Origin of the sequence: Paenarthrobacter sp. TYUT067 (genome assembly GCF_023656375.1) — a bacterium.
Lineage (GTDB): Bacteria > Actinomycetota > Actinomycetes > Actinomycetales > Micrococcaceae > Arthrobacter.
In genome coordinates this window covers 263,669-277,607 of the sequence record NZ_JAMOIT010000003.1, presented here as the reverse complement: position 1 = coordinate 277,607, position 13,939 = coordinate 263,669, and the positions used below count along the sequence as shown (strand labels likewise).

At 62.9% G+C, this 13,939-nt stretch carries 9 protein-coding genes; 4 read left to right on the top strand and 5 right to left on the bottom strand.

Annotated features, from left to right (window positions below; all coding sequences use genetic code 11):
* Positions 1 to 18: 18 nt before the first annotated feature.
* The 4 genes from MOD31_RS04250 to MOD31_RS04235 all read left to right on the top strand — a co-directional run bounded on the left by MOD31_RS04250 (position 19) and on the right by MOD31_RS04235 (position 7,579).
* Positions 19 to 1,107, top strand: a complete 1,089-nt coding sequence (locus tag MOD31_RS04250; RefSeq protein WP_142939594.1) for an acyl-CoA desaturase — start codon at positions 19 to 21, stop codon at positions 1,105 to 1,107.
* An 85-nt stretch (positions 1,108 to 1,192) separates the two neighbouring features.
* Positions 1,193 to 2,158: a quinone oxidoreductase gene (locus MOD31_RS04245; RefSeq protein WP_250819924.1), complete on the top strand. Its 966-nt coding sequence runs from the start codon at positions 1,193 to 1,195 to the stop codon at positions 2,156 to 2,158.
* A gap of 118 nt (positions 2,159 to 2,276) precedes the next feature.
* Positions 2,277 to 6,233 carry a Pls/PosA family non-ribosomal peptide synthetase gene (locus MOD31_RS04240; RefSeq protein WP_250819923.1) on the top strand — a complete coding sequence of 1,319 codons (3,957 nt, stop codon included), beginning with the start codon at positions 2,277 to 2,279 and terminating at the stop codon, positions 6,231 to 6,233.
* An 11-nt stretch (positions 6,234 to 6,244) separates the two neighbouring features.
* Positions 6,245 to 7,579, top strand: a complete 1,335-nt coding sequence (locus MOD31_RS04235; protein WP_223942252.1) for a M1 family metallopeptidase — start codon at positions 6,245 to 6,247, stop codon at positions 7,577 to 7,579.
* Between the two features lie 3 nt (positions 7,580 to 7,582).
* On the opposite strand, the gene MOD31_RS04230 is transcribed toward MOD31_RS04235, so the two are convergent.
* The 5 genes from MOD31_RS04230 to MOD31_RS04210 form a co-directional block, all read right to left on the bottom strand.
* Positions 7,583 to 8,221 carry a 4'-phosphopantetheinyl transferase superfamily protein gene (locus MOD31_RS04230; RefSeq protein WP_250819922.1) on the bottom strand — a complete coding sequence of 213 codons (639 nt, stop codon included), beginning with the start codon at positions 8,219 to 8,221 and terminating at the stop codon, positions 7,583 to 7,585.
* Between the two features lie 133 nt (positions 8,222 to 8,354).
* Positions 8,355 to 9,221: a serine protease gene (locus MOD31_RS04225; RefSeq protein ID WP_250819921.1), complete on the bottom strand. Its 867-nt coding sequence runs from the start codon at positions 9,219 to 9,221 to the stop codon at positions 8,355 to 8,357.
* A 182-nt stretch (positions 9,222 to 9,403) separates the two neighbouring features.
* A complete protein-coding gene (pheT, locus tag MOD31_RS04220; RefSeq protein WP_250819920.1) occupies positions 9,404 to 11,947 on the bottom strand; it encodes a phenylalanine--tRNA ligase subunit beta in 2,544 nt (847 codons plus the stop codon).
* Positions 11,948 to 11,949: 2 nt separating this feature from the next.
* Positions 11,950 to 13,011 (bottom strand): phenylalanine--tRNA ligase subunit alpha, encoded by a 1,062-nt coding sequence (gene pheS / locus MOD31_RS04215; protein WP_142939605.1) that lies wholly within the window; start codon positions 13,009 to 13,011, stop codon positions 11,950 to 11,952.
* Positions 13,012 to 13,214: 203 nt separating this feature from the next.
* Positions 13,215 to 13,937: a hypothetical protein gene (locus MOD31_RS04210; RefSeq protein ID WP_250819919.1), complete on the bottom strand. Its 723-nt coding sequence runs from the start codon at positions 13,935 to 13,937 to the stop codon at positions 13,215 to 13,217.
* Positions 13,938 to 13,939 lie beyond the last annotated feature (2 nt).

Here is a 13,939-nt window from a genome sequence, read left to right as displayed (position 1 = left end):
GCGATACGGGGCACATTTATGTCACCCACGTCCACCGCTGAGCGCCCCAAAGCTCGCGCAATCCAACCCAATCCCGTTGTCCAGAGCTACTCAGAGCTCCTCAAAACCGTCAAGTCGGCTGGACTCCTCGAACGCCGTAGCGGCTTCTACATCTGGGTCTTCGTGGCCCTGGTCCTCCTTATGGCCGGCACCTGGCTTGGCTTCGCCCTCATTGGCGATTCCTGGTACCAGCTCCTGATCGCCGCTGCTGTCGGCATCCTCTGCACGCAGCTTAGCTTCCTTGCCCACGAGGCAGGTCACAAGCAGATCTTCGCTTCGCGCCGCGCCAACGATTGGTCAGCCCGACTCTTGGCAACCGGCGTTGCCGGCATCAGCTACTCCTGGTGGGAACAGAAGCACGGAGCCCACCACAACCACCCCAACGTCATCTCCAAAGACCCGGACATCAGGAACAACGCCTTGGTGTTCTACGAAGACGCAGCAGCTGAGCGTAAGGGCCGCCTTGCTTTCCTCACCAAGAAGCAGGGCTGGTTCTTCTTCCCACTCCTGACGCTCCTGGGCTTGAGCCTGCAGTTCGACTCCCTCCGTTTTGTCTTCGGTAAGCAGAAAGTACGCCACCGCTGGGTAGAGACGCCCATCCTTGTGGCCAGGCTTGCCGCCCTCCCCGTACTGGCTTTCACGTTCCTGCCCATCGGCATGGCTTTCGCCTTCCTCGGCGTGCAGATCATGGTTTACGGCTTTTACATGGGTGCCTCTTTCGCCCCGAACCACAAAGGCATGCCCGTCCTTCCCAAGGACAGCCGCGTGGACTTCCTTAACCGCCAGATCCTGACCTCGCGGAATATCCGCGGTGGCCTCTTCATGGACTTCCTCCTGGGTGGGCTCAACCGTCAAGTGGAGCACCATTTGTTCCCGGACATGGCTCGGCCCCATTTGTACAAGGCCACAAAAATCGTGCGCGAGTTCTGCGCCAAGCACTCCATTTCCTACACCGAGACCAGTCTGATGCAGTCCTATGGCATCGTGGTCAGATACCTCAACGAGGTAGGCCTGGCAGCAGGCCGCGGCTTCGACTGCCCGGTAGCTTCGACGCACGGACGCTTCTAGGCGTTCCACAAGGGAAGCCCCACCTTCCCTAGGATGGAATCTGAAACCGGGCACCGGAAGGACCGCCCCGGATTAAGGAGCCACCATGACGCACGCCATCGTTGCACAGCAGCCCGGAGGACCTGAGGTCCTTGAGTACGCATCTGTGGAAATACCGAAGCCTGGCCCCGGCCAGCTGTTGATCAAGGTCGCAGCTGCCGGGGTCAACTTCATTGAGACCTACCAACGCAGCGGCGCCTATAAAGTGGACTACCCCTTTACCCCAGGTGCGGAGGCCGCCGGTACGGTGGAGGCCGTTGGCGATGGGGTGGAGGAATTCTCCATTGGTGACCGCATTGCCACCGCGGAGGGGTCCAGAACCTACGCGGAGTACGCCATCGTGGAGGCGAGCAAGGCACTTCCGGTACCTGACGGCGTCGACGATCACACGGCAGCAGCCCTGCCGCTGCAGGGCATCACCGCCCACTACCTGATGAACTCATCGTTCCGCGTAGAGCCGGGCCACACCGTACTGCTTCACGCAGGTGCCGGTGGCGTTGGTCTGCTGTTGACGCAACTGCTGAAGGCCCGCGGAGCCCGCGTGATCACCACCGTGTCCTCGGACGAAAAAGCCGGTCTGTCCACTCTGGCCGGCGCCGATGAAGTTCTCAGGTACGAAGGCTTTGCCGACAAGGTCCGCGAACTCACCGACGGCCAGGGCGTCAATGTGGTGTACGACGGAGTCGGCAAGGACACGTTCGACGACTCCCTGAAGAGCCTGCGGATCCGAGGCGCCATGGTGCTCTTCGGCGCAGCCTCCGGCCCGGTACCGCCATTTGATCCCCAGCGATTGAACGCCGCGGGTTCGCTAACGCTCACTAGGCCCACCATGGCGCACTTCGTCCAGAATGCCCAGGAACGCCGGTGGCGCTCAGCGGAAATTTTCGACGCCGCTGCCAACGGCACCCTCGCAGTCAGGGTGGGCGCTACGTACCCACTGGCAGAGGCAGCCCAGGCACACAGGGACCTTGAAGGCCGCCGCACCACCGGCAAAGTGCTCTTGGTGCCCTGACTGCCATGCCCGGCTCCCTAACAACCGGTTATCTACAGGCGAACAGCAGTACAACACCATGTGACGTGCAGGAAACGTCTGACACCTGTTGTTCACCTTCCTGCGAAAAGCTGTGCCCGTGAGTACAGAACATCCCGTGGGAGCCGGGCAGACGCCTGCCTTGACCACTTATCGCCCCCAGTTCCCGGGCGGCACCGCAGCACCCGCCGGGCGGACCCTCGTGGACATCCTGGAAGAGACCACTGAGTCCTTCCCCGAGGCCTCGGCGCTGGATGACGGCCATAAGTCTTTGAGCTATACCGAGCTGCTGAAGGCAGTCAAGGCTTTCGCCGCACGGTTGAACACTTTAGGGCTTGGACGGGGAGACAAGATCGGCGTCCGGATCCCCTCCGGAACCAACGAACTCTACATCGCCATCTTGGGAATCCTGATGGCCGGCGCCGCCTACGTTCCCGTGGATGCCGACGACCCCGATGAGCGTGCCCGCCTGGTGTTCGGAGAGGCCAAGGTGGGGGCAGTCATCGCCGCCGGCTTGGAGATCCAGCTATCCGGAAGGGCACAGGAGCCTGTTTCCACAGCGACCAAGCCCGGGCTGGACGACGATTCCTGGATTATCTTCACCTCCGGATCTACCGGCACTCCCAAGGGCGTGGCCGTTAAGCACCGTTCCTCGGCCGCGTTCGTCGATGCCGAAGCCCGGATCTTCCTCCAGGCTGAACCCATTGGACCCCAGGACCGGGTGCTTGCCGGCCTGTCCGTAGCCTTCGATGCCTCGTGCGAAGAGATGTGGTTGGCGTGGCGTCACGGAGCTTGCCTGGTACCCGCACCACGAGCCCTGGTTCGGACCGGCATGGATCTGGGGCCGTGGCTCATCAACCATGGGATCACCATCGTGTCCACGGTGCCCACCCTTGCGGCTCTGTGGCCGGCTGAAGCGCTGGAAAACGTCCGACTCCTCATCTTCGGCGGCGAAGCATGCCCGCCCGAGCTGGCCGAACGCCTCGCCGTGGACGGCCGCGAGGTCTGGAACACCTACGGCCCAACTGAGGCGACTGTCGTTGCCTGCGCTGCTCCCCTTGGCGGACCTGGCCCCGTGCGGATCGGATTGCCCCTGGATGGTTGGGACCTCGCCGTCGTCGATCCGCAGGGCGTTCCGGTGGCTGAAGGCGAGATCGGGGAACTGATCATAGGCGGCGTGGGACTGGCCCGCTACCTCGATCCCGCCAAGGACGCAGAGAAGTACGCCCCCATGACCTCGCTGGGATGGGACCGCGCTTACCGTTCCGGTGACCTGGTGCGTTTCGAAGCGGACGGCTTGATCTTCATGGGCCGGGCCGATGAACAGGTCAAGCTAGGCGGGCGACGGATCGAACTGGGCGAAGTAGATGCAGCGCTTCAGTCCTTGCCTGGCGTTGCCGGTGCCGCTGCGGCCGTGCAGACTACGGCGGCCGGTAATCAGATCCTTGTTGGATACCTGGCCCCCGCTGACGGTTATGAAGTGTCCATGGAGGAGGCACGCCGGCTTCTGGGCGAGAGCCTCCCTGCCGCGTTGATCCCGTTGCTGACCGTGGTGGATTCGCTCCCCACCAAGACCAGCGGCAAAGTTGACCGCCACGCACTCCCCTGGCCACTTGCAGGAGTGGGTGCCACCGAGGCCGGCAACGCACCGCTGAACCTTCCAGATGACGCACGCTGGGTTGTAGAGCAATGGGAGGCGGTACTGGGCACCCCGGTCAGCTCGCTCGACGCTGACTTCTTCGTCTACGGGGGCGGATCCCTGGCTGCAGCCCAACTCGTTTCCGCCCTTCGCGTCCGCTACCCCACCATCACCGTGGCTGATATCTATGCCACGCCGCGCGTCGGCGCGCTGATCGAGGCCGCACGGCAATCACTCCCCGACGGCGGCCTGCCGGGGCCCGCTGCTGAGCGCACCGTCCGCCCTACTGCGTTGAAGTCGCAAATATTCCAGGTGCTGATGGGCGTGCCATTGCACATCCTGGTGGGCATGCGGTGGCTGACCTACCTGATGGCTGCAAACAAGCTGCTGGCGGACTTTGCCGGCTTTGCTGCAGCACCCGTGGTGTCCTGGTGGTGGATCGCAGTATCCTGGCTCATCTTTGTCAGCCCCTTGGGACGGATGACAATCTCAGTGGTTGCAGCCAAGGTGCTGCTTGGCAAGATCCAGCCCGGCACCTATCCGCGTTCCGGGAAGACTCACCTGCGGCTCTGGCTCGCCGAGCAAATTCAAGACCTTTCCGGTGCCATAGGCCTGGCCAGTGCTCCCTTCGTCCCCTACTACGCACGCGCTCTTGGTGCCAAGATCGGCAAGGACGTCCACCTGCACTCTTTGCCCCCGGTCACCGGCCTGTTGTCTTTGGGCAGCGGAGCCAACATTGAGCCCGAAGTGGACCTTTCCGGCTGGTGGGTGGACGGGGATTCCGTCCACATCGGACAAATCCATGTGGGAGCTGGTGCCGTTGTGGGAGCACGAAGCACCCTGATGCCCGGAGCGACCATTGGGGCCGGTGCCCACGTCGATGCTGGATCGGCCGTGCTGGGCAAAGTGAAAGCCGGACATCTCGTGGCCGGCTCCCCCGCGGAGCGCCGCGGTAAAGCCAAGCACGGATGGCCGGAAACCGTCAGCCGGCGGTCCGTGGTTGACCGGTTCTGGTTGATCGCCTTCGCCAGCGCTTCGGCTCTGCTGGCCCTCATTCCCTATATCTCCGCATTCGCCGGCGCGCTGGTGATCCTGGCCTTTATCCAAGGCAACGAATCGCTGCAAACAGCACTTCCACAGATTGCCCTGGCTGTCCCGCTGGCCGCCCTGGTGTGGTTCTTCGGCAACCTGATTCTCATCCTGGTAGTTGCCCGGCTCCTGGGCTTGGGCCTACAAGAGGGCTACTACCGGGTCCGCAGCCGCGTTGGCTGGCAGGTTTGGGCCACGGAACGCCTTCTGGACATGGCCCGGGACCTTCTCTTCCCGGTCTACGCCAGCCTTTTCACACCGATGTGGCTGCGCCTCCTCGGGGCCAAAGTTGGGAAAAACGTGGAAGCCTCCACGGTGCTGCTTGTTCCGAAAATGACCACCATCGGCGACGGCGCCTTCCTGGCTGACGACACCATGGTGGCCTCCTACGAGCTCGGTGGAGGCTGGATGAAGATTGCTCCAGCCAAAATAGGGAAACGCTCCTTCCTTGGCAACTCGGGCATGACCGCTGCGGGACGAAACGTGCCCAAGAACTCCCTTGTTGCGGTACTGTCCGCCACCCCGGCCAAAGCAAAGTCAGGCACCTCCTGGCTGGGCAGCCCGCCCGTCAGGCTGCGCCGCACCGCGGTGGCCGCTGACCAAACCCGCACGTTCCAGCCTCCCCGCAGGCTCAAGATTGCGCGGGCCTTGTGGGAACTGTGCCGTTTGGTGCCTGTCATCCTGACGGTCGCCATCGCCCTCAGTGTCATGCTGGTGCTGGACTGGATAGCGAGCGGATGGGGCTACTGGCTGGCAGCCGTCCTTGGTGGTGTGGTGATGCTGGCAGCAGGGGCCGTAGCTGCACTGAGTTCGATCGTGGCCAAATGGGTTCTGGTGGGGACCATCCGGGCCGGCGAGCACCCGTTGTGGAGCTCCTTCATTTGGCGCAACGAGGTGGTGGATACTTTCATCGAGATGGTGAGCGCCCCGTGGTTTGCGCGCTCTGCTGCAGGAACTCCTGCCTTGGTGTGGTGGTTGCGCGGACTTGGCGCGAAAATCGGCCGCGGCACCTGGTGCGAAAGTTACTGGCTCCCCGAAGCCGACCTCGTGACCCTCGGTGAGAATTCCACCGTCAACCGTGGTTGCGTGGTCCAAACACACCTCTTCCACGACCGTGTCATGAGCCTTGACACCGTCACGCTCGGTAACGGAGCCACCATGGGTCCGCATGGCGTCATCCTCCCCGCGGCCAGTATCGGCAACGGCGGAACCGTTGGCCCGGCGTCGTTGGTCATGCGCGGCGAAACCGTCCCGGCCGGTTCGTATTGGATGGGCAACCCGGTGAGCCCCTGGGTGGGTCCGTCGGCACAAGCGCCGCGCCTGAAGTAGATTGGACGGATATGGCCGCACCAATCACCACTCCCACGACCGAAGCCGACCCCTACGCCTTGAATCACGGCAGCAGCGCCTACCGCGTGGACAGGTACGAGTTGGACCTCGATGTCAGGCTGGGCAGCAACAAGCTGATCGGCAAGGCGGTCCTGCGTTGCACAGCCTTGGAAGCTACGCCGCAGATTGTTCTTGACCTGGTGGGCCTGCGGGCCAGCAAGGTTCAGCTGGACGGCAAGAAGCTGCAGAAGTTCAGCCACCGGGCCGAACACCTGGTGCTTAACCCCGCGTCACCGCTCAAGGCGGGCCAGCAGTTCTCCCTCGAGATCCGCTACGACGGCAATCCGCAGCCGCGCCGCGGCCTCTGGGGCGATGTGGGTTGGGAGGAACTCAACGACGGCGTCCTGGTGGCCGGACAGCCCAACGGCGCGGCGTCCTGGTTCCCCTGCAATGATCATCCGCGCTACAAATCAAGCTTCTTCATCTCCGTGACCACTGACGACAACTACCGTCCCGTGTGCAACGGCAGGCTGATCTCCCACTCGCGCAAGTCGAGCAGGGAAACCTGGGTCTACGAGCAGGCTGAGCCCATGGCGACGTACCTGGCCACAGTGCAGATCGGGCGCTACGCCAAGGTTCCGCTGCACGTGGACGACACCCATCACAGGGTGCCGCAGTTCGTCGCAGTCACGCCCGAGTTGGCCGTGGATGCTCTTCAAGGCCTGCGGCGCCAGCCGGACATGATGCGCACCTTTGAGGATTGCTTCGGGCCGTACCCATTCGCCGACTACACCTCAGTGGTGACCGAGGACGAACTGGAAATTCCTCTCGAAGCCCAAACCGTCTCCATCTTCGGCCGAAACCATATGCGTGATACCTGGGATGCCCAGCGTCTGATCGCCCACGAGCTTTCCCACCAGTGGTTTGGTAATTCCCTCACGGTCACCAGCTGGAAGGATATCTGGCTGCACGAGGGCTTTGCCTGCTACGCGGAGTGGTTGTGGTCAGAAGAATCCCGCACCATGACGGTGTCCGCGCGGGCAACGGCCGCGTGGAAGAGGCTTAGCGCCGGTCCCCAGGATCTGCTGGTAGGCGATCCCGGTCCCGAGCTGATGTTTGATGACCGCGTCTACAAGCGGGGTGCCCTGGCCGTTCACGCTGTGCGGATGGCAGCCGGGGACGAGGCGTTCTTTGGTTTCCTTCAGCACTGGACTGCCTTGAACAGGCACGGATCAGTATCAACAGAATCCTTTGTAGTAGCTGCAGATTCGTTCATACCGGGTTTCGATGCTGCCTCGATTCTTCGGCCGTGGCTCTACCAGTCCGCGCTGCCCGCGCTTCCGTAATCCTCAGCCGATAGCCAGGGCTGCGACGAGCCCGTCAGGAATTTCAGCGCCCGTAATGTCCCGCAGGCCAGGACGGTCCAGCACATCCAGCTCCGCGGGATTGTGCCTCAAACCTTCACCGGTCATTTTCAGCCAGGCTTCTTTGCGCGCCCACAGCCGGGCGCGTTGGCTGGATCGCTCCCGGGGCGGGGTGGACGCTAGAAAGTTTCTCTCGTTTACGGTCAATGCGACATCGTCAAAGCCTTCGAACGCTGCTTGGCCGACCACTTCAAGGTCCACTCCCAGCCGGAGGCCATCCGCTGGATGTACGACGCCGGCCAGCAGCACCCAGCCCGACGCCCGGGACGCGCTCAGCACCAAAGGTGCCGGACCGCCGTCGAGCATGAACCCAGGGCGACCGTGGTCCTGGCGGGGGCCGCACTGCGGGCAGTGATAGTTCGGCACCAGCCGGGCAGGGTCCAAGTCGAGGAGCGCGGCGGCGAAGCGCTGGAGAGCGAGCCGGCCGGCAACGAATTCTTCCCGGTCCTTGGCGTTGGCGAAACGGAGTGCGCGTTTCTGGGCTGGTTCACCAAGACCCTTAAAGCTGGCACCAGGGGTAGGCACAAGATGGAGCTCGCGCAGCTCAAGCACCGGGCTGTCCATCCCGACCTCCTCTCCGGTTTTCTCCCCAGCAAACTGTAGCCGCTTCTCCCGCGCCCCACCCTCGGACGTACGTGTTCCCCGCAGTCAGGATCACACTGCGGGGAACACTTGTTGGCGGGTTAACTCAGCTGGGCTATTTCACCGAGGTCAGGTAGTTCGCCAGCGTAGGCGTGATGCGGGTGCCTGAGTTGGAGCTGCCACCGTTGGTGTGGATGGCAACGATGGTGGTGGAATTGTTGTAGACAGGGGCACCACTCTGGCCACCATAAGTGTCCATCTTGTAGAACACCTTTTCCGCCTGCGTGCTCTCGATGGGTCCGGTCATGGACCACATGGTGCCGAATGCCTTGTCTCCCGGATAGCCGCGCACTGTGGTGCTGGTGCCATTCAGGCTTGCGGTGGTACCGGTGTAGTTGAGCCAGCCGGTGGTGTTGCCGATAGTGCAGTCGAGCTTGATGACGCCCCAGTCGGCGTTGGTGTTCGCCGAGTCGATCCAGCGCTGGTCCGTGAAGATCTCCGTTGCACCGCATGTGCCGTAGGGGTCGGTTGAACCATTACGGCCTGGGGCAACTTTGACGCCCCAGGAGTAGTCGGCCTCGGAGCCGGTGCCGCCCTCATGGACACAGTGTCCAGCCGTCAGCACGGTGTCATCGGAGATCAGCGCGCCGGAGCAGATGTAGCCGCCGTTGAACTCAATCTGCACGATGGAGCGATTGGGGGCTGCCGTGGTGTTGGTGATTCTTACCCGGCCATCGGCGCCGATGACTGAGTCCGTGGAAGCGCCGCCATTCTTGGTGGGTGCGGCAATGGTGTACTTGTCGGCCAGAGGGGATGCGGCTGAGCCCGACGTCTTCGTCTTGTCCACCGTGTGCCCTACGGGCTGAACCTCGGCAGCGGTTACTTGGGGCGTCGACCCTGACGCCACTGCAGCTCCACCAAACGAGGACGTCAGGGCCATTACTGCTGCCCCGACAAGCAAAGCAACGTTCTGCTTCTTCATGGGTACCTTTCAAAGGACGGCTCTTATGGAACCGTGCGAGGGATGTGATACACATGTTTCACATGTGCATGACAAAACTGTCATACACGCATGAATAGTCTGTCAAGATGCCGGGAGTTCAATCTCGATAAAAGAAAATCCCCGGAACCATATGGTTCCGGGGATTTGCTCGACAGCGGCGTTTAGCGCTGGGTCGCGCCGAACCGATCGGCCGCAACAGCAACGGCTGCAGCGCGGGCTTCGGATGCCTCATCCGCAGTCAGAGTACGGTCATCGGCGCGGAAACGCAGGCCAAAGGCGAGCGACTTCTTGCCCTCCTCAATGCCGGGACCCGCGTAGACATCGAACAGCGCAACGTCTTCGAGGAGCTGGCCTGCGCCTTCACGCAGCGCTGCCAGAACCTGGTCTGCCGGCACGTCCTGCGGGACAACCAAGGCGACGTCCTGCGTCGCAACAGGGAATCCGGAGATGTGCTTGGCCACGATCACGTCAGCAGCAGCTTCGAACAACGCTTCCACATTCACCTCAAGCGCCACGGAGCGGGCAGGCATGTCGTGCGCAGCCAGCAACTTCGGGTGGAGCTCGCCGGCGTAGCCCACTACGTCGCCGTTGCGCAGCGAGAGCTGAGCTGCACGGCCAGGGTGGAACGCCTGGTGGCTTCCCTGGCTGACAACCAATTCCACGCCCAGAACATCGGAGATCAGGCGTGCCACGTCAACAGCGTCTGCCCAATCCCACGCCCGAGGCGTGTGCGTCGCAGCGGCCGGTGAATCATGTCCGGTCAGGACAGCGGCGATGTGCAATGGCTGGTGCGGGACGCCGTCGTACAGTGCATCCAGAACCTCATCGGAAGGCTTGACGCCCAGCGGCGGGATGGAATCCGTGCCCAGGGTTTCGCCCGGGAGGAACACCAAACCTGCCTCGTACACAGCCAAATCGCGGAAACCACGCGAGTGGTTGCGGCGGGCAACCTCTATGAGGCCCGGCAGGATGGACGTCCGGAGGTATCCCTGTTCCTCGCTGATGGGGTTCGCCAGCTTGAGGGCCGGCCGGGCTTCACCTTCAGTTGGAACGCCAAAGGTGTCGTTGGCGGCCTTGGAGACAAACGGGTAGGACAACACCTCTGTGAGTCCTGCATCAGCCAAAGCCTGGACTACCCGGCGCTTTTGCTGCTGGCTGCGGCTCAAACCACGGCCCGGAGGCGCCACCGGAAGCGTTGAAGGGATGTTGTCGTAGCCCACCAGCCGGGCGATTTCCTCGGAGAGGTCTTCCTTGGTTTCGAGGTCATTGCGCCAGCTCGGAGCGGTCACAACGTAACCCGACGACGTCTTCTCCACAGTTGCACCCAGGTCCACTAAGGATGTGGTGATCTGCTCTTCGGTGAAATCGATGCCGATCCGGGCGGCGGCGAACTCGGCGGGCAGTTCAATGGTGACAGCCTCAGGAGGGGTTCCGACATCGGTCCCGGCCTCGTCTGCCGTACCCCCGGCAAGTTCCACCAGGAGGTCAACGACGCGCTGCGCAGCGATGTTGGCAACGTGCCAATCAACACCGCGCTCGAAGCGCTTGGAAGCTTCGGACGGCAGCTTGTGCCGGCGACGGGACCGGGCGATGGAGACCTCATCGAAGTGCGCGGCTTCCACCAGGATGTTCGTGGTGGAATCGGACACCTCAGTGTGGGCACCGCCCATGACGCCTGCAATGCCGATGGCGCCGGAGTCGTCAGTGATCAGGAGGTCCTCGACGTCGAGCGTGCGCTCTTTGTCATCGAGGGTGGTGATCTTCTCACCGGCCACCGCACGACGAACCACGATGTCGCCCGAGAGCTTGTCCAGGTCGTAGCAGTGGTTGGGCTGGCCCAACTCAAGCATCACGTAGTTGGAAATATCCACCGGCAGCGAGATGGAGCGGACCCCGGCCAGGCGAAGGCGGGAGGACATCCACGGCGGTGTGGGACGGGAAGCATCCACGCCACGGACTGTGCGGGCCACAAAGCGGTCGCATCCGGGCTTGCCGTAGATGGGCGCGTCGTCGTTGAGCTTGACGCCGTAGCCGCCCTGCAGGGAAGCCGGTGCGTTGACCTTGGACGCGGGGTCCGTGAACGACGTTCCGGTAGCGTGGGCGTACTCGCGGGCCACACCGCGGATGGAGAAGGCATACCCGCGGTCCGGGGTGACGTTGATTTCGGCTGCTTGGTCGTACAGACCCAGCAGTTCCATCGCGTCTGAGCCGATTTCCGGGTCCAGTCCGATGCGCGAGAGCACCAGGATGCCGTCGTGATCGTCGCCGATACCCAGCTCACGGACGGAAGCGATCATGCCCGCGGACAGGTGACCGTAGGTCTTCCGCGCCGAGATCTGGAAGTTTCCGGGCAGAACGGCGCCCGGCAGGGTGACAACAACCTTGTCGCCCTCAACAAAGTTGTGGGCACCGCAAATGATGCCCTGCACGCCGGAAGGATCAATGCCCTCGCCGGTAAGGGTCTGCTCCTGGCCCTCGGGAACCACGCGGACCTGGCACCAGTTGATGGTCTTGCCATTGGTCTGCGGCTCCTTGACCAGGCTCAGAACCTGGCCAACCACAACGGGACCCGTCAGCTCATCCGTGGGACGGTGGACTTCTTCTTCTTCGAAACCAACCTTGACCAGGTCAGCCATGACGTCTTCGGCCGTTGCATCGGCCGGAACCTGCGCGAATTCACGCAGCCAGGAAAGTGGGATACGCACTGTTAGATCTCCATCCCGAAGTGCTCGCTGAAACGTACGTCGCCTTCGATCATGTCGCGCATATCGCCGACCTCATTGCGGAACATGAGCGTGCGCTCTATGCCCATACCGAAGGCAAAACCTGAATAGATGTCCGGATCGATGCCGGCTGCCCGGAGGACGTTGGGGTTGACCATGCCGCAGCCGCCCCACTCGATCCACCGCGGACCGCCCTTGGCACCCGGGTGCCAGATGTCGAGCTCCGCGGACGGCTCGGTGAACGGGAAGTAGTTGGGCCGCAGGCGGATGGAGGCGTCGTCGCCGAACATCTGGCGGGCGAAGTGCTCCAGCGTTCCACGGAGGTCCGCCATGCTGAGGTTCTTGTCGATCGCCAGCCCTTCGAACTGGTGGAAGACAGGCGTGTGCGTGGCATCGAGTTCATCGGTGCGGAACACCTTGCCCGGGCACAAAACATAGATGGGCACTTCGCGTTCCAGCATGGAACGAACCTGCACCGGGGACGTGTGCGTGCGCATCAGCAAGTGGGCTTCGGGTGGCTCCACGAAGAACGTGTCCTGCATTTCGCGCGCCGGGTGGTCCGGCTTGAAGTTCAGGGCATCAAAGTTGAACCACTCGGACTCCACCTCGGGGCCTTCGGCGATTTCCCAACCCATGCCAACAAAGATGTCCGAGACGCGATCCTGCAGCGTGGACAGTGGGTGCCGTGCACCGGCACGCCGACGACGCGGACCCGCCGTGACATCCACAGTTTCCTCCACCAGAATGCGGGCGTCGTTCTCGGCTTCGAGAACCTGGGTCCGGGCTGCGAGCGCCTGGTTGACCCGGCCACGGGATGAACCCATGAGCTTGCCGGCGGCAGCCTTGTGTTCCTTGGCGAGGCCACCGATTTCACGGTTGGCCAAGCTCAGCGGCGACTTCTCACCGGTGTGGGCGAGGCGGACAGCCTTGAGTTCTTCAAGGGAGGAAGCAGCCGCAATAGCAGCAATGGCGTCCTCGACGGCGGCGGTGATGGCGGCTTCATCCAGCGGATTCGGGATGGCAGCGCCTGGCAAAGTGTCAGTCATCTACTGTTCTTAGCTACGAGTAGGGAACGGCCTGGCAAGGCAGGCCTGCAAAACGAAAGGGTAGTGCTCGCCGCGGACGGCAGGCACTACCCTTCAGTCTAGTTGAACCTCACAGTCGGGATTTAACCGCCGCGAATTTGTACAGCCCATGACCCGGCGGGAACCGCTGAGGGGCAGTAGCTGTCCCAGAAATCCGGCAGCGCCTAGGCGCCGGAAGCGGGCGGTGCCGGCGGCGGCGGAGGTACCGGGCCGTCGCCGTGCGTTTGGCCCGGCGGTGGGGCGGGCTGCTGAGCCGGCGCACCCGGAGTGTAACCTTGCCCTGCCCAGTCCTGCTGGGGGCGCTGGGCCGGCGGTTGGGGCTGGGGCTGGTAGCCCTCCTGGCCCGGCTGGACCGGATGGTCCTGCTGTGCCTGATAACCCGGCTGTCCATACGGAGCTGCACCGGCGAGCGCCGGTTCCTGCCGGGAAGACCTCTTGCGCAACAGGACGAACAGAAGGACAAGCGCGGCGGCAATGACAAGGACTGCCACGAGGATCCAGATGATCCACATCGGAATTGCAGCGTTGGCCTCTGCCTTGGCTTGGACCACTGACTCATTGACGGAAAGCATGTCAAACGTGGCCGTGTTGCCATCAACTGTGGCACCTTTAGCCTCCACCACTTTGCCCGGGAAAGTGAATTTCACAGACGCTTCGTCGAACATGGACTTCGCCATGGCGGATGATGAGGAGTCGCCGCTTTCACCGCCGGTCACTCCGCCCATGGAGATGACGTAGAAGTCCCCGTCCCTTTTCAGTTCGAAGGGGCTCTCGGAGCTGGACGACTCCGCCAGCTTGGCTGGGTCCAGGTTGGCAGCGGTGATCCGCTTGCCTTTGTACTTCTCATCCTCGTAATCCACCACGGTGGCACCGTCGGGGACGTCCATAC

What these genes read in the sequence shown, in the direction of transcription:
- MOD31_RS04250 (WP_142939594.1), top strand. Translation starts at nt 19, where the DNA reads ATGTCACCCACGTCCACCGCTGAGCGCCCCAAAGCTCGCGCAATCCAA.
- pheS (WP_142939605.1), bottom strand. Translation starts at nt 13,011, where the DNA reads ATGACTGACACTTTGCCAGGCGCTGCCATCCCGAATCCGCTGGATGAA.
- MOD31_RS04245 (WP_250819924.1), top strand. Translation starts at nt 1,193, where the DNA reads ATGACGCACGCCATCGTTGCACAGCAGCCCGGAGGACCTGAGGTCCTT.
- MOD31_RS04210 (WP_250819919.1), bottom strand. Translation starts at nt 13,937, where the DNA reads ATGGACGTCCCCGACGGTGCCACCGTGGTGGATTACGAGGATGAGAAG.
- MOD31_RS04230 (WP_250819922.1), bottom strand. Translation starts at nt 8,221, where the DNA reads ATGGACAGCCCGGTGCTTGAGCTGCGCGAGCTCCATCTTGTGCCTACC.
- MOD31_RS04235 (WP_223942252.1), top strand. Translation starts at nt 6,245, where the DNA reads ATGGCCGCACCAATCACCACTCCCACGACCGAAGCCGACCCCTACGCC.
- MOD31_RS04225 (WP_250819921.1), bottom strand. Translation starts at nt 9,221, where the DNA reads ATGAAGAAGCAGAACGTTGCTTTGCTTGTCGGGGCAGCAGTAATGGCC.